The sequence below is a fragment of the Burkholderia sp. SR8 genome (genome assembly GCF_052851275.1).
The window spans coordinates 319,994-339,955 of sequence record NZ_JAULUC010000007.1; the positions used below are offsets into that span (position 1 = coordinate 319,994).

A 19,962-nucleotide genomic window follows, 5' to 3' on the forward strand; every position below is an offset into this window, starting at 1 on the left:
AGAACGGGTCGCATGCATTTTGTGAATCTTCGGCGCGAAATTATTGGCGTGGCGACGGCTTCGCTGCGAACGACGGCGTGCCGGCGCATCCCTATCGGCCAGCATCCACGTATCGCAGCGGCCCTTCGCGACCGGCCTAATCGAAAAGGACGATGGCCGTTCCGTCGCGAATCGCTACCGTGCGCTTACCCGGCGCGCCATCGACGCGGCCGGCGCATCGTCGAACCGCACGCCGATCGATACGGCATCGCGGCAGCCGTATGGATCGCGACCGCGGTCGCGACTTCCTGCAACGTCCCCGACAAAGGCCAGTGAATGAATCAGAAAAACGAAATCTCCCGGCGACAATTTCTGCGGCTGGGTGCCGGCACGCTCGGCATCGCGCTGGGAAGCACGTCGCTGCTGTCCGCGTGCGGCGGCGACTCGATCGCGGTCGCGCCCGTCACGACGCCGCGGCTCGCGTCGGCAGCGAACTTTCGCGACACGGCGGGACCGGGCGGCACGGGCTACACGACCACCGGCGGCGCAACGATGAAAAAAGGCGTGATCTACCGCTCGTCCGCACTCGCGTTGTCGGCTGCCGACGTCGCAACGGTCAATACGCTCGGCATCGCGCAGGTGTGCGACCTGCGCACGACGTCCGAAATCCACGCGCAGCCCGATACGCCGCTGGCCGGCGCCGCCTGGCAGAACCTCAATGTGCTCGGCGTCGCCAATCTCGGTCCGCTTCCGACGAGCGGCGCGACGGCCGCAGCTTTCATGGAGAGCATGTACCGCGCGTTCGTGACGTCGGAAACCACGCGAACGAGCTATCACGCGCTGTTCGCGGGCTTTGCCGCATCCGGCGGCAACCTGGTTTTCCACTGCACGGCCGGCAAGGATCGCACCGGCTGGGCGACGGCGATTCTCCACACGATCCTCGGGGTTCCGCAGCAGACGATTCTCGCCGACTATCTGCTGACCAACGTCTACAGCGCGGCCGAAATCGCGGCCTACGTGGCTCAGGCGGCAAAGAGCGGCGGGCAGGACGCTGCCGACATGATGGCCGCGCTGCAGGGCGCGCAAGCCGCTTATCTGCAAGCCGCATTCGATCAGGTCGTCACGTCGTACGGCGCGATGGCGTCGTACATCCGTGATGGCCTGCAACTCGACCAGGCAACGCTGAATACGATCCGACAGCGGATGTTGGTGTGATCGATCCGGCGGAACCGCGGCGACATCGCGTCGGTCGAGTCGACCCGCCCGCCGTCCGCTTCGAATGCTGCGTTCATCGAACCCGCGAACCGGGGTCGGCGAGCGTCGGCATCTGCTTGCCGACCCCGCGCAGCACCCGCGGCCGGCTCCGGCCGCAAAACCAAACGCCCGTTTGATCCGGCCGCCCCACCCCCGCGAATCCGTTGTCCCGCCGCGCGCCGCGCCGCCCCGGCCCGGCGCCGGTTGTTTGGTTACGCCGCTCTAGCGCGCTATGACACACTGCACGGCATCGACGTCCGCGCCGCGCATCCACCGCGCGCCGCGTCGATCACGACAAGACATGGAGACAGACGATGCGGAATGCGGTCCGGCGCGGCCATCGCACGCCTTTGGCAATTCCCGACAGGACGTCCGGCCCGCGACGCGCGGCCGGCGTCGTTTCACGCGGCACTTCCCGTGCGCTCGGCTGCGCCGCGCTCGCGCTCGCGCTGCTCTGCGCCGGTTGCGCCGAACCGGCCGCGCAACGCGACGGCAACGCATCGGCCGCGTCGACGAGGATCGAACGCGCGAAAGCGGAACGCCTCGCCCGCGAGCAGCAGACCGCGCGCACCGTGCCGTCGCTCGCGTCGATCAGCCTCGCGCAGCCGCGGCCGTTCACGCTGCGTGACTCGGGCCAGAACGGTGCGATGACGTTCCTGCGCGACGTTGATTTCCGCATCGTCAACAATCTCGGCTTCTTCATCCACCAGCTTTCCGCGACCCTGGTGCCGACCCAGGCCGGCGCGCCGATCGTGTTCGACGATCCGACGAGCTTCGAGATCGACGTGCACGAAGGCACCGTCACGCTCGACAACGCGAAGCTGACCGCGCTGTTCAACACCTACATCTTCGGTTATCGCAACGCGCCGCTGCGCAAGCTTGCCGTGTCGGCCGGCGACGGCGTGATCCATCTGCAAGGCGAGATGCAGCGCGACGGCTGGGTGCCGTTCTCGCTGACCGGCACGCTCGCGATCCGCGACGGCAGCCAGCTCGTGTTCCATCCGACCGGCGTACGCGTGTCGGGCATCAATGCGCAGCCGGTGATGCGCGCGGCCAACGTGAAGATGGCCGATCTGCTGAAGGTCGAGACGCCGATCGCGCGGCTCGCCGGCGACGATCTCGTGATGTCGGTCGACAAGCTGATGCCGCCGCCGCGGCTGAAGATCCGGATCACCGCGTTGCGGGTAACGCCGGCCGGCCTCGACCTGACGCTCGACGACGGCTCGCACGCGGGCTTCGCGCTGCCCGCGAACGCGCCGCAACAGGCGATGTACATCCGCGGCGGCGACGTGAAGTTCATGCGCTCGATGCCGATGAATGCCGACATCCTGATCGGCCCCGTCGATCCGGCGAAGCGCGACCAGACTTTCGTGTTCGACCTGTATCACTATCGCGACCAGGTATCGGCCGGCTATTTCAATTTCGACGAAAGCGGCGCGATGGCGATCCGGATGCCGTCGTATGCCGGTCCGGCAAGCGGCGCCGCGCTCGGCAACGCGGCCGCTCGCCTGAACGACAGCTTTCTCGCCGCGCAGCAGAGCGCGCTGCGCGACTCGCGCCAGCACTGGGAAGCGTTTGCGCTCGCGGCCGGCACGCCGCAGCCCGGCATGCAGAAAGTGGCGATGCGCCGCACGTCGACGACGCCGTTCAACGAGCGGCACGTGTCGAACCGCAATCCGACGATCCACCTGCACAACGTCGATTTCAACCTGTCCGGCGACATCGGGTTCCATGTCGAGGATCTCGACGTGCAACTGATCGCGAAGCGGCCCGGCGAACCGGTCGATCTTGACGATCCGAACCAGTACGACATCCGCATTCTCGGCGGGACGGTCGTCGAGTCGTGGAAGGCGATGTCGGCGCTCTTCAACAACTACCTGCTCGACTACTCGCCGCGCTCGCTGAACGATCTGCAGCTGAGCGCGGACGGTCAGGACCTGCGTGTGCAGGGCGGCATCAAGCTGTGGAATCACGTGCCGGGCGTGTGGCTGCCGACCGACATGAAGGGCTCGCTGTCGGTCCTCGACGACCGCCACCTCGCGTTCAAGCCGACCCAGGTGTCGGTGCTCGGCATCCCGCAGGCGAAGCTGCTGCGCTCGCTCGGCATCGAGCTCGCATCGCTGACGCCGCTGCAGCGCCGCGGCGCGGAATTGCGCGGCGACACGCTCGTGCTCGACCAGTACACCGTATTCCCGCCGCCGGTGCTGAACGGCAAGCTCGGTCACGCGACGGTCGAACGCGACGGGTTGCGCCTCACGTTCCGGCGGCCCGCCGACGCGCCCGCGCCGAAGCGCCCGCAGATCGACGCGCCGAGCTACATGTGGATGGAAGGCGGCGACATGAAAATGTTCAACGTGCTCGAACTGAACGTCCGTGCGCTGATCCGGAACTCGGCCGCGGCCGGCCCGATGCGTTTCGACCTGTACGGCTACCGCAGCCAGGTCGCGCAGGGCTCGGTGCGGATGCTGCCGGACGGCACGCTCGTCGTCGACATGGGCAAACCGAATCCGCTCGCCGCGCGCTGATCCGCCCGGCCCGCACGTATGAAAAATGCCCGGTGGCGCTGCGCCAACCGGGCATTTGCTGATTCGAGCGTCGCGCTCGTTCGCGTTTCAGTCGTGTTTCAGTCGCGCTTGAGGCCGTCGAGCACGTCGAGGAGCGCCTGCCGCAGCGCGACCACGTCGACCGTTGCTCCCGGCTTGCCCGCGCTGCGCGCATCGGCGGCCGGCATGTCGGGCTCGGCCGGCTCCGCGGCAGCGCGTTCGCCGCCCGGCGAATCGAGCCGGTTGCGCGCCCCGTTGATCGTGAACCCCTGTTCGTACAGCAACTCGCGAATCCGCCGGATCAGCAGCACTTCATGGTGCTGGTAATACCGGCGATTGCCGCGCCGCTTCACCGGCCGCAACTGCGTGAATTCCTGTTCCCAGTAACGCAGCACGTGCGGCTTGACCCCGCACAGTTCGCTGACTTCGCCGATCGTGAAGTAGCGCTTGGCGGGAATCGGAGGCAAGACGACTTTCTCAACCGTAGTGGTCATCGTCGGTTAACCGTCGGTAAAGGGTGCGCGGCGGCCGCGCGGAGACGTCGGCGCGCGGGCGTTACTCCGCGCCGTTTTCGACCAGCGCCTTCAGCTTCTGGCTCGCGTGGAAGGTTACCACCCGGCGGGCCGCGATCGGAATCGCCTCGCCCGTCTTCGGATTGCGGCCCGGACGCTGCGGCTTGTCGCGCAGCTGGAAGTTGCCGAAGCCCGACAGCTTGACGCTTTCGCCGTTTTCGAGCGCGTCGCGGATCACTTCGAAGAAGGCCTCGACCATGTCCTTCGCTTCACGCTTGTTCAGCCCGACGCTGTCGAACAGCAGCTCCGCCAGCTCCGCTTTCGTCAGCGTCGGCGTCTCGGCGGACGCCGGCGCCGAAGCGTCGCGGTTCATGGCGCTGCGTTGCGCCGTCAGGAGGGCTTCGAATTCACTCGAGGTCATGTCGTTCATATCTGCCATACAGCGCGTTAAACCAAAACTTTCGAGGGGAAAAAGCCGCCCGTGAACGGGCGGCCCCTCTCCTTAGCCGCGCAGGCGCGCACCGGCACGAGCCATCCGCTCGACCAGCGTCTGGATCGCCTGATCGACGACCTCGTCCTGTAGCGTGCCAGCCGCGTCCTGCAGCGTCACGCGGAAGGCAAGGCTCTTCTCGTGCGCGGCAAGGCCACCGGAAGTATTTGATTTTGCACGAAATTCGTCGAAGAGTACAACCTTCTGAACGAATCGGCAGGCGTCCTCGGCCAGCGCCTTCTTCATTTCGTCGAAAAGTGCCTGAACCTCGACCGCCTGATCGACCACGACGGCGATATCGCGCCGGACCGGCGGGAATTTCGACACGTCGGTCGGCGCCGGCAGCGCCCGCGCGATCAGCGCGTCCGCGTCGATTTCGAACATCACCGGCGCGTGCGGCAGCTCGTACTTCTGCATCAGGCGCGGGTGCAATTCGCCAATCCAGCCGACCGCACGGCCGTCGACTTCGATGCGTGCGCTGCGGCCCGGATGCAGGGCCGGATGCGCGGCCTTCACGAAGCGCGCGGCGGCCGGCGCGAGCAGCGCCTCGAGATCGCCCTTCACGTCGAAGAAATCGACCGCGCGGGTCGCGACACCCCATTGCTCGTCGACCGCCGGGCCGTATGCGAGCGCGCCGACCCGCTTCGGCTGCGTATAGCCTTCGACGGTCAGCTCGCCAGCCTTTACCGCCGGATCGGCGAGGAACACGCGGCCGGCCTCGAATACGCGCACGCGATCCGCGCGGCGGTTCAGGTTGTGGCGCAGCACCGAGATCAGGCTGCCGAACAGCGTCGTGCGCATCACCGACAGCTGGCTCGCGATCGGGTTCAGCAGGCGGATCGGCTTGTCGTTGCCGGCGAAATCGAGCTCCCACTCCGCATCGACGAAGCTGAAGTTGACCGTTTCCGCATAGTCGCGCGCCGCGAGCGCATGACGGATGTCGTGGATCGAACGCTGCGTCTCGTTGGTCGCGCGCATCTCGCTCGTCGCGACGGGCGGACGCGCCGGAATCTTCTCGAAGCCGTAAATGCGCGCCACTTCCTCGATCAGGTCTTCCTCGATCTCGATGTCGAAGCGGTGCGACGGCGGCGTGACGAGGAACGCGTCGTCGTCACGCTCGAACGGCAGGCCGAGGCGCGTGAAGATGTTCGCGATCTCGTCGGCGTCGATCTTCACGCCGATGATGCGGTTCGCGCGCGACACGCGCATCTTCACCGGCGCGCGCTGCGGCAGGTTCACCGCCTGGTCGTCGACCGGGCCGGCCTTGCCGCCGCAGATCTCGAGGATCAGCTGCGTGATGCGCTCGACGTGCTCGACGGTCGTCGCGTAGTCGACGCCGCGCTCGAAGCGGTGAGCCGCATCGGTCGAAAAGTTGTACTTGCGTGCGCGGCCGCGGATGCTGTCCGGCCACCAGAACGCGGCTTCCAGATAGATGTTGGTCGTATCGAGCGTGACGGCCGTGCTGTCGCCGCCCATGATGCCCGCGAGGCTTTCGACCTGACGGTCGTCTGCAATCACGCCAACCGTTTCGTCGAGTTCGACCGTGTTGCCGTTCAGCAGCTTCAGCGACTCGCCGCGCTTGCCCCAGCGCACCTCGATGCCGCCGTGGATCTTGTCCAGGTCGAACACGTGCGACGGACGGCCGAGCTCGAACATCACGTAGTTCGAGATGTCGACGAGCGCCGACACGCTGCGCTGGCCCGCACGCTCGAGGCGCTCGACCATCCACTGCGGCGTCTTCGCGCGCGCGTTCACGCCGCGGATCACGCGGCCGGAGAAGCGGCCGCACAGATCGGGCGCGGCGATGCGCACCGGCAGCGTTTCGTCGAGTTCGACGCGCACCGGACGGATGTCGACCGGCGTCAGCGGCGCGCCGGTGATCGCGGCCGTCTCGCGCGCGATGCCGAACACCGACAGGCAGTCGGCCTTGTTCGGCGTCAGCTTGATTTCGAAGATCGTGTCGTCGAGATTGAGCGTGTCGCGGATGTCCTGGCCGACCGGCGTGTCTTCCGGCAGGATCAGCAGGCCGCTGTGGTCTTCCGACAGCTTCAGCTCGCGCGCCGAGCACAGCATCCCCTGGCTCTCCACGCCGCGCAGCTTCGACAGCTTGATCGCGAACGGCTTGCCGCCCTCTTCTGCCGGCGGCAGTTCCGCGCCGACCAGCGCGACCGGCACCTTGATGCCGGGTGCCACGTTCGGTGCGCCGCACACGATATTCAGCGTCGCGCCGGTGCCGGCGTCGACCTGGCAGACATTGAGCTTGTCCGCATCCGGATGCTTGACGACTTCGAGCACGCGGCCCACGACGATCTTCGACGTCGGCGGCGCAGCCTTGCTCAGCGATTCGACTTCGAGCCCCGCCATCGTCAGCGCGTGCGACAGCTCGTCGGTCGTCAGCTGCGGGTCGACAAAGGTTCTCAACCAGGATTCAGGGAATTGCATGGATGTCTACGTTCGAAACAGGTTAGATCGACGCCCGGGCCCCGTCCGATCGTGCGGCGGGGCGTGCGCGGGCACATGTCGGCGCGGCGCGTGCGTTATGCGAACTGGCGCAGGAAACGCAGGTCGTTCTCGAAGAACAGCCGGAGATCCTGCACGCCGTAGCGCAGCATCGTCAGGCGCTCGAGGCCGCTGCCGAACGCGAAGCCGATGTAGCGCTCGGGATCGAGGCCCATGTTGCGGATCACGGTCGGATGCACCTGCCCCGAGCCGGAGATCTCGAGCCACTTGCCGGCGTTCTTGCCGTGCTCGAACATCATGTCGATCTCGGCCGACGGTTCCGTGAACGGGAAATACGACGGACGGAAGCGCACGAGGATGTCGTCGCGCTCGAAGAATTTCTTCAGGAAATCGGTATAGACGCCCTTGAGATCCGCGAAGCTGATGTTCTCGTCGATCCACAGCCCCTCGACCTGATTGAACATCGGCGAGTGCGTCGCATCGCTGTCGACGCGATACGTGCGGCCCGGCGCGATCACCTTGATCGGCGGACGGTTCATGCGCGCGTAACGCACCTGCATCGGGCTCGTGTGCGTGCGCAGCAGCAGCTGGCGGCCGTCGGCGTCCTTGCCTTCGACGTAGAAGGTGTCCTGCATCGAACGCGCCGGATGGTTCTCCGGGCTGTTCAGCGACGTGAAGTTGTACCAGTCGGTCTCGATTTCGGGACCGTCGGCCACGTCGAAGCCGATCGAGCGGAAAATCTGTTCGACGCGCTCCCACGTGCGCATCACGGGGTGCAGGCTGCCTGCGCCGGCGCCGCGGCCCGGCAGCGTGACGTCGATCGCCTCGGCGGCGAGACGCTGGTTCAACAGCGCGTCGGCGAGCGCCTGGCGACGTGCGGTCAGCGCGGCTTCAACCTGCTGCTTCGCGACGTTGATGCGTGCGCCTTCGGTCTTGCGTGCTTCGGGATCGAGCTTGCCGAGGCCCTTGAGCAACTCGGTCAGCGCACCCGACTTGCCGAGAAATCGTGCTTTCTCGTTTTCGAGCGTGGTGATGTCGGCAGCCTGTTCGAAGGACTGCTGCGCGTCGGCGACAATCTGGTCCAGATCCATAGATCCCATCATTTCCAACGTCATTCGGTCTTGGCGAGCAAATCTGCCCACCAAACAAAAAAGGGGCTCGGAAGAGCCCCGTTTTCGCTGCAGCGGCCGAGACTACCGGAACGTCGCTGCAACTAACCACGCAGTGCTAATTTCGCAATTAGGCTGCAACGGCGGCTTTCACCTGCTTGACGATCGCAGCAAAAGCAGCCTTGTCGAACACCGCCATGTCGGCCAGCACCTTACGGTCGAGTTCGATCGACGCCTTCTTCAGGCCGTTGATGAACACGCTGTAGGTCATGTCGTGCTGGCGAACTGCCGCGTTGATACGCGTGATCCACAGTGCGCGGAACACACGCTTCTTGTTGCGGCGATCGCGGTACGCGTACTGACCAGCGCGCATCACCGCCTGCTTGGCGATGCGGTAGACGTTATTGCGGCGGCCGCGATAACCCTTGGCCAGGTTGATGATCTTCTTGTGACGGGCCCGTGCGGTTACCCCACGTTTGACTCGAGGCATGTTTCTCTCCTTAGAGTATCGGTTGAGGGGTTACGCGAACGGCAGCATCGCGCGGACGGAGTTCAGATCGGAATCATGAACTGCCGTTGCGCCGCGCAGGTGACGCTTGTTCTTCGTGGTTTTCTTGGTCAGGATGTGGCGCTTGAAGGCTTGACCGCGCTTGACGGTACCGCCCGGACGCACCACGAAGCGCTTTGCAGCACTCTTCTTGGTCTTCATCTTAGGCATGACGAACAACTCCAGTTTATTAGATGGCGATGGGTGTGCGGTTGGCTTGCGCCCTTGACCCGCCCTTCGAAACCCAACTCCACTTGTGTACGGCGAACCGCTTGCGCAGCCGCCGTCATTGTTGGCGCGCCACCCTGACCGGGCAACGCGCCGAACCACTGTCGAACCTGCGCGACCGGCGCGCGGGCCCGTTACTTCTTTTTCTTCGGCGAGAGCACCATGATCATCTGGCGCCCTTCCATCTTCGGCATCTGCTCGACCTGGCCGACTTCCTCGAGATCCGTGCGCAGACGCTCGAGCATCCGCATACCGATTTCCTGGTGAGCCATTTCACGGCCGCGGAAACGCAACGTGATCTTCGTCTTGTCGCCCTCTTCGAGGAAGCGCACGAGGTTGCGAAGCTTGACGTTGTAGTCACCGTCATCGGTACCCGGGCGGAACTTGACTTCCTTCACCTGGATGACCTTCTGCTTCAGCTTCGCTTCATGCTGCTTCTTGGACTCCTGATACTTGAACTTGCCGTAGTCCATCAGACGGCAGACCGGCGGAACGGCCTGCGGCGCGATTTCGACCAGGTCAACGTCCAGCTCTTCCGATTTACGGAAAGCATCAGCGAGTTTTACGATACCGAGCGGTTCGTTCTCGATCCCGACCAGACGCACTTCCGGCGCAGTGATTTCACCGTTGATGCGATGCGACGACTTATCAGTAGCGATGTTACGTTTCCTCTAAAAATTAAAAAAACGAGCCGCGCTGCCAGGGCGGTTACTTGAACGAGCGCAGGTCTTCCTGCAGACGCTCAACGAAGGCTTCGACCGGCATAACGCCAAGGTCGACGCCGCCACGGGCACGCACGGCTACCGTTTGCGCATCACGCTCCTTATCGCCCACGACGAGGAGATAAGGCACCTTTTCCAGCGTGTGCTCGCGTATTTTATAGCTAATCTTCTCGTTGCGCAAATCGGCCGCCACTCTAACCCCTTGTTTTTGCAACGTTTGGGCCAGAGATTGTGCATATTCGGCCTGACTTTCGGCGATATTGAGCACAATTGCCTGGTACGGCGCGAGCCATGCCGGCATCGCACCGGCATGGTGCTCGATCAGAATGCCGAGGAATCGCTCCATCGAACCGACGATTGCACGGTGCAGCATCACCGGCCGGCGGCGGCTGTTGTCTTCCGCGACGTACTCAGCGCCGAGGCGCTCCGGCAGCACCATGTCGAGCTGCAGCGTGCCGCACTGCCACGAGCGGCCAAGCGCATCCTTGATGTGGTACTCGATCTTCGGCCCGTAGAACGCACCCTCGCCGGGCAGCTCTTCCCAGGACAGGCCGCACGCGGTCAGCGCGTCGCGCAGGCCCTGCTCGGCGCGATCCCACGTTTCGTCGGTGCCCGCGCGCTGCTCGGGGCGCAGCGACAGCTTGATGTCGATGTGCTCGAACCCGAAATCCTTGTACACGCTCATCGCGAGCGTGTTGAACGCGATCGACTCGGCGATGAACTGCTCTTCCGTACAGAAGATGTGCGCATCGTCCTGCACGAAGCCGCGCACGCGCATCAGGCCGTGCAGCGCGCCCGATGCCTCGTTGCGATGGCACGAACCGAATTCCGCGTAGCGCAGCGGCAGGTCGCGGTACGAGCGCAGGCCGTGCTTGAACACCTGGACGTGCCCCGGACAGTTCATCGGCTTGATCGCGTAGTCGCGCTTCTCCGACTCCGTCGTGAACATGTTCTCGCGGTAGTTCTGCCAGTGGCCCGACGCTTCCCACAGCGAGCGGTCCATGATCATCGGCGTCTTGATCTCGAGGTAGCCGGCTTCGTTCACGCGGCGGCGCATGTACTGCTCGACCTGCTGCCACAGCGCCCAGCCCTTCGGATGCCAGAACACCATGCCCGGCGACTCTTCCTGCATGTGGAACAGGTCGAGCTGCTTGCCGAGCTTGCGGTGGTCGCGCTTTTCCGCTTCCTCGAGCATGTGCAGGTACTGGTCCTGATCTTCCTTCTTCGTCCAGGCCGTGCCGTAGATGCGCTGCAGCTGCTCGTTCTTCGAGTCGCCGCGCCAGTACGCGCCCGCGACCTTCATCAGCTTGAAGACCTTCAGCTTGCCGGTCGACGGCACGTGCGGGCCGCGGCACAGGTCGGTGAAGCCGCCGTGCGAGTACAGCTTGATTTCGTCGCTTTGCGGAATCGACTCGATGATCTCGGCCTTGTACTTCTCGCCGATGCTGCGGAAGTAGCCGGCCGCCTCGTCGCGCGACACGACGCGGCGCGTGACCGGCTCGTCCTTCTTCGCGAGTTCCTGCATGCGCTTTTCGATCTTTTCCAGATCTTCGGGCGTAAACGGACGGTTGTACGAGAAGTCGTAGTAGAAGCCGTTGTCGATCACGGGGCCGATCGTCACCTGCGCATCCGGATACAGCTCCTTCACCGCATAGGCGAGCAAGTGTGCGGTCGAGTGACGGATGATGTCGAGACCGTCGGCGTCCTTGTCGGTGACGATCGCGAGCGATGCGTCGCGATCGATGACCGTGGACGTGTCGACGAGCTCGCCGTCGAGCTTGCCGCCAAGCGCAGCCTTCGCGAGACCGGGACCGATCGAGGCCGCAACCTCGGCAACTGTCACCGGATGCTCGTATTGTCGAACTGAGCCGTCAGGCAAGCGTATCGAAACCATAGCAATCTCCGTGATGCCGACAGTGGGCGGCAAGCCAAGCACGCGATCTCAAAGTCACGCGCGAAAATTTCGCGACAAAAAAAATGCGGCCCCGCTTTCGAGGGGCCGCATTCGATACTTCACTCAGACTGAAAGGGCGAAAGGGTTCCTCGACTAGCGTCGCTCCGAAAAGGTTTCGGTCAACGTTCGCGGTGTCATAACCGTATTCGCCTTGTTCGCGTTGAGTTATTTACTGCATCGAACGCCCGGAAGCCGGGCATTCTCAATTCGTTGGTAGGCTCGATTGGACTCGAACCAACGACCCCCACCATGTCAAGGTGGTGCTCTAACCAGCTGAGCTACGAGCCTAGTGAAGCTAAGATTATATGGAGCAGACGTTCACTTGGCAAGTGTTTTTATGCGGTTGCAGCAAAACGCCGATGTTCCGGCCCCGTTACGGCGGCGTCACGCCTTCCGCCCCGCCCGCACGACGCCCTGCACTTCGCCGAGCAGCGTGCACGCACGCTGGACCTGCGCGGAATTCGACACCTCGACCGTGAACTGCATGAATGCCGCATTGCGGCGGCTCTGCGTCTTCACGCCGACCACGTTCATCTTCTCGCGGGCGAACACTTCGGAGATGTCGCGCAGCAAGCCCTGCCGGTCGGTCGCCTCGATCATCAGGTCGACCGGATACACGGACATGCCGCGCCCGCCCAGCACGTCGGCCGACCAGGTCGTCTGCAGCACGCGCTCCGGCGCGCGCTCGGCCATCCGCCGGAACGTCGGACAGTCGCTGCGGTGGATCGACATCCCCTTGCCGCGCGTCACGAAACCGCTGATCGGATCGGGCGGCGCCGGGCGGCAGCAGCGCGCGAGCTGCGTCAGCAGCGCATCGACGCCGACCACCAGCACGCCGGTCGACGCGCCGTGCGCGACGCTCGCGCCGCTGCTGCGCTTCTCGAAATCGGCCGGCGCCTCGGGAGCGTGTTCGGGCGGCGGCGCATCGGACAGCGCGTGCTCGACGTTGCGCAGGCTGAACTCTTCCTTGCCGACCACCGAGAACAGTTCCTCGGGCGACTTGAAGCCGAGCTTCGCCGCGAGATTGTCGAGGTTGACCGACGTCTTGCCTTCGCGCTGCAACGTCTTCTCGACGAGCGCGCGGCCATGCGCGATGTTCTCTTCCTGCTCGATCGAGTTGAACCACGCACGCACCTTCTGTCGCGCACGCGGACTCTTCAGGTAGCCGAGCTGCAGGTTCAGCCAGTCGCGCGACGGGCCGCCCTCCTTCACCGCGACGATCTCGACCGTCTGGCCGTTCGCGAGCGATGTGTTCAGCGGCACCATCACGCCGTCGACGCGTGCGCCGCGGCAGCGATGGCCGAGCTCGCTGTGCAGGTGGTACGCGAAGTCGACCGGCGTCGCGCCCTGCGGCAGCGCGATCACGCGCGCCTGCGGCGTCAGCACGTAGATGTGGTCGTCGTCGAGCGACGTCTCGCGCAATTGCGCCCACGCCCGGTCGCCCGACACTTCGGTGCCGTCCTCGACGTCGTCCTTCCACGCGAGCAACTGGCGCAGCCACGCGATCTTCTCGTCGTACTTGTCGCTCGCGGAGAACTGGCCGCCGTAGCCGCGCGCGCCTGCCTCCTTGTAGCGCCAGTGCGCGGCGACGCCGTACTCGGCGAAGCGGTGCATCTCCTGCGTGCGGATCTGCACTTCGAACGCGCGGCCGTCGTCGCCGATTACGACCGTATGCAGCGACTTGTAGCCGTTCGGCTTGGGCCGCGAGATGTAATCGTCGAATTCCTTCGGCACCGGCTGCCACAGGTGATGGACGATGCCGAGCACCGCGTAGCAATCCTTGATGTCCGGCACGATCACGCGGAATGCGCGCACGTCGTACAGCTCGGAGAAGTCCAGCTCCTTGCCGCGCATCTTGCGCCAGATGCTGTAGATGTGCTTCGGCCGCCCGCTCACGTCGGCCGGGATGTGCGCTTCCGCCAGCTCGTGCTGCAGCCGTTCGATCGCCTGCGCGACGTATGCCTCGCGTTCGACGCGCTTCTCGTCGAGCAGCTTCGCGATGCGCTTGTAGGTGACCGGATCCTCGAAGCGGAACGCGAGATCCTCGAGCTCCCACTTCAGTTGCCAGATGCCGAGGCGGTTCGCGAGCGGCGCATAGATCTCGAGCGTCTCGCGCGCGACGTCGGGCGGCGGATCGAGCTTCGCCGCCGCGTAGTGGCGCAGCGACTGCAGCCGCGACGCCAGCCGGATCAGCACGACGCGGATATCCTGTGCAAACGCGAGCAGCATCTTGCGCAGCGCCTCGATCTGCGTGCGCCGCTCCTGCGCGGCGTCGCGCCCAGCGTCGGGCATCGCGTTCTGCGCGGCGCGCAGGCTGACGGTGCCGAGCCGCAGCAGCTTGCGCACGTCGGCCACGAGGCGCGCGACCTCTTCGCCGAACCGTTCGGTCAGCTCACGCTCGGGTTCGCTCAGATGCGGCGTCAGTACGAACAGCGCGGCCGCCTGCATCGCGTGCGGATCGACGTTCAGCGTGCGCATGATCGACGCGGTGCCGGCCGAGTGGTCGGCGAGCAGCTCGCCCGACGACAGCCGCGCGTCGCCGGCCCGCTCGCGCACGAACGCGAGCACGTCGTCGAACGACGGCGCCGCGACGGAAGAAGCGGAAACGGACTCGGTCATCGCACGGCCTGGCGTATTGCGTTCATCTTGGTGCTTCGTTCAGCTCCGCTGCGCGGCGACGACGACGATCTCGACGAGCAGCGCAGGATCGGCGAGCTTCGCCTCGACGGTGGCGCGCGGCGGCGTATTGCCCGGTGCGACCCACGCGTCCCATTCCGCGTTCATGCCTTCGAAGTTCGCGAGATCCGAAATGTAGATCTGCACCGACAGCAGATGCGCCTTGTCGCTGTTCGCTTCGGCGAGCAGGCGGTCGATGTGGCCGAGCACTTCGCGCGTCTGGCCGCGGATGTCCTGCGTGGTGTCTTCGGCGATCTGGCCGGCCAGATACACGGTACCGTTGTGGATCGCGGTTTCGGAGAGACGGGCTCCAACGTGGTGACGAATGACTGCCATGGAATGTTCCGGTCGTGTGAGTGGGTGAAGATTCGGCGGCGATGCGGCCCGCACGCCGCCGAACCGCATATTATGACGCGTTTATGCGCTGCCTTCGACGAAAAACCGGCGCGCGAGCGCAATCTGGTCCGTGCTGACGAACGCCGGCGCATGGCCGGCGCCCGCGATCTCGGCCTGCGTCACGTGGCGGCCGCGACGCACCATCTCGGCCGCCGTGTCGCGCGACAAAAGGTCCGAACTTTCGCCGCGCACGACGAGCAGCGACGCATCCGTCGTCTCGATCGCGCGCCACAGCGCGGCCTCGCCGAGCGCGGCGAGTTCGGGCGTCGTCGCCTTGAACGGTTCGGCGATGCGCGGGTCGTAGCGCATCGTCCAGCCGCCGTCGGGCAGCTCGCGCAGCAACGGCCGGTTGATCTCGCGCCACTCGTCGGCGCTCAACGCGCCGAACGGCAGCGACAGCGACGTCAGATAGTCGATACCTTCCTGCTCGGTCGCGAAGCGCGGCTGCACGCCGAGGTATTCGCCGATGCGCGTCAGCGAATCGGGCTCGATGCGCGGGCCGACGTCGTTGACGATCATCCGGCGCAGCGGCGCGCCCGACAGACCGGCGAACGCCATGCCGATCAGGCCGCCCATCGACGTGCCGAACCAGTCGACCGATTCCACGTCGAGCCGCGCGATCAGCGTCACCATGTCGGCAACGTATTGCGGAATCGCGTAATACCGCGGATCGGCGAGCCAGTCGGACTGGCCGCGCCCGACGACGTCGGGACAGACCACGCGATACGTATCCGACAGCGCGGCGGCAAGCCGGTCGAAGTCGCGCCCCGAACGGGTCAGGCCGTGCACGCAGACGAGCACGCGCGGATTCGCGGGGTCGCCCCACTCGGTATAGGCGACGTGGTGAAGGCCGGCGGCGCTCGCACACTGCACGCGTCGCTGACGGGGAACCGGAAGGTTCGCTGAGGTCGTTGGCATCGTTGGCATCCTGTCGAACGGGGGCGGCGCGGCGGGCAGCGCCTGCAACGCTCGCGCCGCCTGGTGCAAACGATTGTAAACCGCTTCGCTCGCACGGGTCGCCGCGCCGGCGGCAACGTATCGTCCGCCCGCGCCCAACGACAAACGCCCCGCATGCCGTCGTCCGGCATGCGGGGCGTCGCGAGCGCGCGTCGAACGTCGAGCGCGCGTTGAGCTTACGCGACCGCGCTCACGTCGAGCGGCGCGCCCGTCTTCGCCTGGATCTCTTCCGCGCTGACGCCGTCGGCGAGTTCGAGCACCTTCAGCCCGTCCGGCGTCACTTCGATCACGCCGAGGTCGGTGATGATCAGGTCGACGACGCCGACGCCCGTCAGCGGCAGGTTGCATTCGTCGAGGATCTTGTGCTGGTCGCCCTTCGCGACGTGCTCCATCAGCACGACGACGCGCTTCACGCCCGCGACGAGATCCATCGCGCCGCCCATCCCCTTGATCATCTTGCCCGGGATCATCCAGTTCGCGAGGTCGCCCTTCTTGCTGACCTGCATCGCGCCGAGGATCGCGAGATTGATGTGGCCGCCGCGAATCATCGCGAACGAGTCGGCCGACGAGAAGATCGACGAGCCCGGCAGCGTCGTGACGGTCTGCTTGCCGGCGTTGATGAGATCGGCGTCGACCTCGTCCTCGGTCGGTGACGGGCCGATGCCGAGCAGGCCGTTCTCCGACTGCAGCCATACTTCGACGCCTGCCGGCACGTGGTTCGCGACGAGCGTCGGCAAGCCGATGCCGAGGTTCACGTAGAAGCCGTCCTGCAGTTCCTTCGCCGCGCGCGCGGCCATCTGGTCACGATTCCAGGCCATGTCAGTCTCCTTTCGCGCGTACGACGCGTTGTTCGATGCGTTTTTCCGGCGTCGCGTTCAGCACGATGCGCTGCACGAAGATGCCCGGCGTATGGACCTGGTCCGGATCGAGCGTCCCGTTCTCGACGATCTCCTCGACCTCGGCCACGGTGATCTTGCCGGCCATCGCGCACATCGGGTTGAAGTTGCGCGCGGTGCGGCGATAGATCAGGTTGCCGGACTTGTCGGCCTTCCACGCCTTCACGAGCGCGACGTCGGCCGTCAGCGACGGCTCGAGCACGTAGTGGCGATCGCCGAACTGGCGCGTTTCCTTGCCTTCCGCGATCACGGTGCCGTAGCCGGTGTTCGTGAAGAATGCGGGGATGCCCGCGCCGCCCGCACGCAGCTTCTCGGCGAGCGTGCCCTGCGGCGTGAATTCGAGCTCGAGTTCGCCGGCCAGGTACTGGCGCTCGAACTCCTTGTTCTCGCCGACGTACGACGAGATCATCTTCTTGATCTGCCGCGTTTCCAGCAGCAGGCCGAGACCGAAGCCGTCGACGCCCGCGTTGTTGCTGATGCAGGTGATGCCCTTGACGGCGGAATCGCGCAATGCCGCGATCAGCGCCTCGGGAATCCCGCACAGGCCGAAGCCGCCCACCGCGAAGGTCTGTCCGTCGCGGACGATCCCTTCCAGCGCGGCAGCCGCGCTGGGATAGACTTTGTTCATCTGTATGTCCCTTCCTCTATGGAAACCAGCAAAACCGGTTTACGCGCCCACTGGGCCGCAAGCCCGCCGCACCATTCTATGCATGCAATGCGATACCTGCGTCGAAGCGCGCTGTTTTTATATCGCGACAAAGCGCCGCGAGATGCCTGAAAGGGTACGATGCGGCGCGGATGCGGCACAATACGCAAAAATACATAAGCGTTTGCCTACGCTTGCCCGCGCCATGCCCGCTCTCGATTACCAGACTGCCTTTCACCTCGCGCCGCTCGGCCTCGTGATGTCGCGCGACCGCGTGATCGAGGACTGCAACGACGCGCTCGCGGCGATCTTCCGCTGCGCGCGGGCCGACCTGATCGGCAAGTCGTACGAGGTGCTCTATCCGTCCCCGGACGAATTCCAGCGCATCGGCGAGCGGATCACGCGCGTGATGATCGCGAACGGCACCTATGCCGATGACAGAATCATGAAGCGCGCGGACGGCGAACTGTTCTGGTGCCACGTGACGGGCCGCGCACTCGATCGCACCGCGCCGCTCGCGGCGGGCGTCTGGACCTTCGAGGATCTGAGCGCGACGCGCCGGGTCGCCGTCGAGCTGACGCCGCGCGAACGCGAGATCGCCGCGCAGCTCGCGACCGGCAAGACCAGCAAGCAGATCGGGCGCGTGCTCGACATCAGCTCGCGCACCGTCGACATCTATCGCGCGCGGCTGATGCGCAAGTACGGCACGAACAATACGCCGGAGCTGCTGCAGCGCCTGCTCGGCCAGTAAAGAACGCCCGGAATGACGATCGGCCGCGCGAAGCGGCCGATTCGGAATGATCGGGAAATGGCGACACACCGGCGCCAGGGCGCCCGATTCGGCGTTACGGCGTTATGACGCTGCGGCGCTCAGTCGACCTTCGCCGCGAGCGCGCGCTCGATCGTATCGCGCAGCAGTTGCGGCAGCGGCACCGACTTGCCGAGCGCATAGTCGACCCACACGCAGCGCGCGTTGCCGCGCGCATAGACGTGATGCGGATCGTCCGCGCGCGTCAGCTCGAAACCGGTGTCGAAGCTGCTGCGGCCCGGCTTCGCGGCCGACATCCTCGCGATCACGTCGCCCGGATAGTGCAGCTGCTTCAGGAACTCCATCGACGCGGTGACGATCACCGGCCCCTGCCCCTCGCCGTTGCCGCCCGCGATGCCGAGCTCCTCGAACCACGAGATCCGCGCCTGTTCCATGTAGCGGAAATAGACCGTGTTGTTCACATGGCCGAACGCATCCATGTCGCCCCAGCGGATCGGCATCGACATTTCAAATACGGGGGAATATTCGCTCATTGCAGTCTTCTTTGTTGCTGAATGTCATCCGCTCACGCGAGGCCGAAGCCGTCGTCGGCGGAGATAATCGAGCCATTGATGAACTGCGACTCGTCGGCCGCGAGCAGCAACAACAGCCCGTCGAGATCCTGCGGCTTGCCGACGCGCCGGCGCGGCAGCATCGACTGCAGCTTCTGGCCCTGCTCGGTTTCCCACAGGTAATGATTGATTTCGGTATCGATGTAGCCCGGACAGATCGCATTCACGTTGATCCCGTGGCGGCCCCATTCGAGCGCCATCGCACGCGTCATCTGCACGACCGCCGACTTGCTCATCGCATACAGCCCGATCTGCGGAAACACGCGCAGGCCGGCCACCGACGCGATGTTGATGATCCGGTACGGCGGCTTGCCGTTGCCGTTCGCGCGCATCATCATCCGTTTCGCGACTTCCTGCGCGACGAAGAATGCGCCGCGCGTGTTGGTGTCGAACACGAACTCGAAATCGGCCGGCGTCACGTCGACGAGCTTCTGCATCGTCGAGACGCCCGAATTGTTCACGAGGATGTCGATCGTGCCGGCTTCCGTCTCCGCGTGCGCAATGGCTGCCTTGATGCTCTGCACGTCGGTCACATCGAGCGACACGACGTGCGCGGCGCCGCCCGCCGCCTCGATCTCCGCACGCAGCTCCTTCAGGCGTTCGACGCGGCGGCTCGCGAGCACGACCTTCGCGCCGGCCTGCGACAGCACTTGTGCAAAGCGCTGCCCGAGCCCGCTCGATGCGCCCGTGACCAGCGCGACCTTGCCTTCCAGATTGATCGATCGACCCATTGCACACCCCTTTCGATGTCGTTTCGCCGCCGCGGGCGCCGTACCCGATGCAGCATAACCCTAGCACAAAAAATAGAACGATCGTGCTAATCTGTTCGCATGCTGTTGCGGCAAGCGTTTCGTTTCGCAGACAATACGCTCCCGAATAAAAGCATTCTAACGGTTAGAGGAACGCCAATGACCCCCGCAAGCCTCATCGAGCAATACGGCCCGCGCGAATCGATGGAATACGACGTCGTGATCGTCGGCGGCGGCCCCGCCGGGCTGTCGGCTGCGATCCGGCTCAAGCAGCTGGCTGCCGAGAAAGGCACCGAGATCGGCGTGTGCGTGCTCGAGAAAGGTTCCGAGATCGGTGCGCACATCCTGTCGGGCGCGGTGATGGACCCGCGCGCGATCACCGAACTGTTTCCCGACTGGAAGGAACAGGGCGCGCCGTTGAACGTCGCGGTGACGGAAGACCGCTTCCTGTTCCTTTCCGAAAA

General features: G+C 65.2%; 19 protein-coding genes and 1 tRNA gene. 4 read left to right on the forward strand and 16 right to left on the reverse strand.

Translation table 11 applies throughout. The features are described from left to right. The first annotated feature begins 315 nt into the window (after positions 1-315). Both Q3A80_RS12070 and Q3A80_RS12075 read left to right on the forward strand, forming a co-directional pair. Positions 316-1,194: a tyrosine-protein phosphatase gene (locus Q3A80_RS12070; RefSeq protein WP_446329248.1), complete on the forward strand. Its 879-nt coding sequence runs from the start codon at positions 316-318 to the stop codon at positions 1,192-1,194. Positions 1,195-1,547: 353 nt separating this feature from the next. Continuing rightward, complete coding sequence (locus tag Q3A80_RS12075) at positions 1,548-3,758, forward strand: hypothetical protein (protein WP_446329249.1); 2,211 nt, start codon at positions 1,548-1,550, stop codon at positions 3,756-3,758. Between the two features lie 98 nt (positions 3,759-3,856). On the opposite strand, the gene Q3A80_RS12080 is transcribed toward Q3A80_RS12075, so the two are convergent. The 14 genes from Q3A80_RS12080 to Q3A80_RS12145 all read right to left on the reverse strand — a co-directional run bounded on the left by Q3A80_RS12080 (position 3,857) and on the right by Q3A80_RS12145 (position 17,351). Beyond that, entirely contained in the window at positions 3,857-4,270 is a 414-nt protein-coding gene (locus tag Q3A80_RS12080) for a MerR family transcriptional regulator (RefSeq protein ID WP_446329250.1), read from the reverse strand. 61 nt (positions 4,271-4,331) lie between these two features. Beyond that, a complete protein-coding gene (locus Q3A80_RS12085) occupies positions 4,332-4,718 on the reverse strand; it encodes an integration host factor subunit alpha (protein WP_040144036.1) in 387 nt (128 codons plus the stop codon). A gap of 72 nt (positions 4,719-4,790) precedes the next feature. Beyond that, positions 4,791-7,220, reverse strand: coding sequence for a phenylalanine--tRNA ligase subunit beta (gene pheT / locus Q3A80_RS12090; protein ID WP_446329251.1), 2,430 nt, complete (start codon positions 7,218-7,220; stop codon positions 4,791-4,793). 95 nt (positions 7,221-7,315) lie between these two features. Then, on the reverse strand, positions 7,316-8,329 hold the full coding sequence (gene pheS, locus Q3A80_RS12095) for a phenylalanine--tRNA ligase subunit alpha (protein WP_006753318.1): 1,014 nt from the start codon (positions 8,327-8,329) through the stop codon (positions 7,316-7,318). A gap of 148 nt (positions 8,330-8,477) precedes the next feature. Continuing rightward, a complete protein-coding gene (rplT, locus tag Q3A80_RS12100) occupies positions 8,478-8,837 on the reverse strand; it encodes a 50S ribosomal protein L20 (RefSeq protein ID WP_004192938.1) in 360 nt (119 codons plus the stop codon). Positions 8,838-8,867: 30 nt separating this feature from the next. After that, positions 8,868-9,065: a 50S ribosomal protein L35 gene (gene rpmI / locus Q3A80_RS12105; protein ID WP_004191477.1), complete on the reverse strand. Its 198-nt coding sequence runs from the start codon at positions 9,063-9,065 to the stop codon at positions 8,868-8,870. Positions 9,066-9,256: 191 nt separating this feature from the next. After that, positions 9,257-9,781 carry a translation initiation factor IF-3 gene (gene infC / locus Q3A80_RS12110; protein ID WP_071734130.1) on the reverse strand — a complete coding sequence of 175 codons (525 nt, stop codon included), beginning with the start codon at positions 9,779-9,781 and terminating at the stop codon, positions 9,257-9,259. A gap of 49 nt (positions 9,782-9,830) precedes the next feature. After that, positions 9,831-11,738 (reverse strand): threonine--tRNA ligase, encoded by a 1,908-nt coding sequence (gene thrS / locus Q3A80_RS12115; protein WP_040144034.1) that lies wholly within the window; start codon positions 11,736-11,738, stop codon positions 9,831-9,833. Positions 11,739-12,009: 271 nt separating this feature from the next. Beyond that, positions 12,010-12,086: transfer RNA gene (locus tag Q3A80_RS12120), tRNA-Val, on the reverse strand. Positions 12,087-12,182: 96 nt separating this feature from the next. After that, on the reverse strand, positions 12,183-14,417 hold the full coding sequence (locus Q3A80_RS12125) for a RelA/SpoT family protein (RefSeq protein WP_446329252.1): 2,235 nt from the start codon (positions 14,415-14,417) through the stop codon (positions 12,183-12,185). 39 nt (positions 14,418-14,456) lie between these two features. Further along, positions 14,457-14,810: a RidA family protein gene (locus Q3A80_RS12130; protein WP_006486103.1), complete on the reverse strand. Its 354-nt coding sequence runs from the start codon at positions 14,808-14,810 to the stop codon at positions 14,457-14,459. An 81-nt stretch (positions 14,811-14,891) separates the two neighbouring features. Then, positions 14,892-15,788 carry an alpha/beta fold hydrolase gene (locus Q3A80_RS12135; RefSeq protein ID WP_446329253.1) on the reverse strand — a complete coding sequence of 299 codons (897 nt, stop codon included), beginning with the start codon at positions 15,786-15,788 and terminating at the stop codon, positions 14,892-14,894. 215 nt (positions 15,789-16,003) lie between these two features. Next, entirely contained in the window at positions 16,004-16,645 is a 642-nt protein-coding gene (locus Q3A80_RS12140; RefSeq protein WP_059785420.1) for a CoA transferase subunit B, read from the reverse strand. A 1-nt stretch (position 16,646) separates the two neighbouring features. After that, positions 16,647-17,351, reverse strand: coding sequence for a CoA transferase subunit A (locus Q3A80_RS12145; RefSeq protein ID WP_012363722.1), 705 nt, complete (start codon positions 17,349-17,351; stop codon positions 16,647-16,649). A gap of 223 nt (positions 17,352-17,574) precedes the next feature. Here Q3A80_RS12145 and Q3A80_RS12150 point away from each other — a divergent pair, with 223 nt between their 5' ends. Next, positions 17,575-18,120: a LuxR C-terminal-related transcriptional regulator gene (locus Q3A80_RS12150; RefSeq protein ID WP_040144025.1), complete on the forward strand. Its 546-nt coding sequence runs from the start codon at positions 17,575-17,577 to the stop codon at positions 18,118-18,120. A gap of 119 nt (positions 18,121-18,239) precedes the next feature. Here Q3A80_RS12150 and Q3A80_RS12155 read toward each other — a convergent pair whose 3' ends face one another. After that, positions 18,240-18,671, reverse strand: a complete 432-nt coding sequence (locus tag Q3A80_RS12155) for an acyl-CoA thioesterase (protein ID WP_040144024.1) — start codon at positions 18,669-18,671, stop codon at positions 18,240-18,242. 32 nt (positions 18,672-18,703) lie between these two features. Further along, positions 18,704-19,480: an SDR family oxidoreductase gene (locus Q3A80_RS12160; protein WP_006753332.1), complete on the reverse strand. Its 777-nt coding sequence runs from the start codon at positions 19,478-19,480 to the stop codon at positions 18,704-18,706. Positions 19,481-19,657: 177 nt separating this feature from the next. On the opposite strand from Q3A80_RS12160, the gene Q3A80_RS12165 reads away from it, so the two are divergent. Continuing rightward, positions 19,658-19,962: NAD(P)/FAD-dependent oxidoreductase (locus Q3A80_RS12165; protein ID WP_446329254.1), on the forward strand; the 305-nt coding region annotated here is incomplete at its 3' end.

Bases quoted from the DNA above. Each gene is read 5' to 3' on its own strand.
- Q3A80_RS12070 (WP_446329248.1), top strand. From the start codon at position 316: ATGAATCAGAAAAACGAAATCTCCCGGCGACAATTTCTGCGGCTGGGT.
- Q3A80_RS12075 (WP_446329249.1), top strand. From the start codon at position 1,548: ATGCGGAATGCGGTCCGGCGCGGCCATCGCACGCCTTTGGCAATTCCC.
- Q3A80_RS12080 (WP_446329250.1), bottom strand. From the start codon at position 4,270: ATGACCACTACGGTTGAGAAAGTCGTCTTGCCTCCGATTCCCGCCAAG.
- Q3A80_RS12085 (WP_040144036.1), bottom strand. From the start codon at position 4,718: ATGAACGACATGACCTCGAGTGAATTCGAAGCCCTCCTGACGGCGCAA.
- pheT (WP_446329251.1), bottom strand. From the start codon at position 7,220: ATGCAATTCCCTGAATCCTGGTTGAGAACCTTTGTCGACCCGCAGCTG.
- pheS (WP_006753318.1), bottom strand. From the start codon at position 8,329: ATGGATCTGGACCAGATTGTCGCCGACGCGCAGCAGTCCTTCGAACAG.
- rplT (WP_004192938.1), bottom strand. From the start codon at position 8,837: ATGCCTCGAGTCAAACGTGGGGTAACCGCACGGGCCCGTCACAAGAAG.
- rpmI (WP_004191477.1), bottom strand. From the start codon at position 9,065: ATGCCTAAGATGAAGACCAAGAAGAGTGCTGCAAAGCGCTTCGTGGTG.
- thrS (WP_040144034.1), bottom strand. From the start codon at position 11,738: ATGGTTTCGATACGCTTGCCTGACGGCTCAGTTCGACAATACGAGCAT.
- Q3A80_RS12125 (WP_446329252.1), bottom strand. From the start codon at position 14,417: ATGACCGAGTCCGTTTCCGCTTCTTCCGTCGCGGCGCCGTCGTTCGAC.
- Q3A80_RS12130 (WP_006486103.1), bottom strand. From the start codon at position 14,810: ATGGCAGTCATTCGTCACCACGTTGGAGCCCGTCTCTCCGAAACCGCG.
- Q3A80_RS12135 (WP_446329253.1), bottom strand. From the start codon at position 15,788: ATGCCAACGACCTCAGCGAACCTTCCGGTTCCCCGTCAGCGACGCGTG.
- Q3A80_RS12140 (WP_059785420.1), bottom strand. From the start codon at position 16,645: ATGGCCTGGAATCGTGACCAGATGGCCGCGCGCGCGGCGAAGGAACTG.
- Q3A80_RS12145 (WP_012363722.1), bottom strand. From the start codon at position 17,351: ATGAACAAAGTCTATCCCAGCGCGGCTGCCGCGCTGGAAGGGATCGTC.
- Q3A80_RS12150 (WP_040144025.1), top strand. From the start codon at position 17,575: ATGCCCGCTCTCGATTACCAGACTGCCTTTCACCTCGCGCCGCTCGGC.
- Q3A80_RS12155 (WP_040144024.1), bottom strand. From the start codon at position 18,671: ATGAGCGAATATTCCCCCGTATTTGAAATGTCGATGCCGATCCGCTGG.
- Q3A80_RS12160 (WP_006753332.1), bottom strand. From the start codon at position 19,480: ATGGGTCGATCGATCAATCTGGAAGGCAAGGTCGCGCTGGTCACGGGC.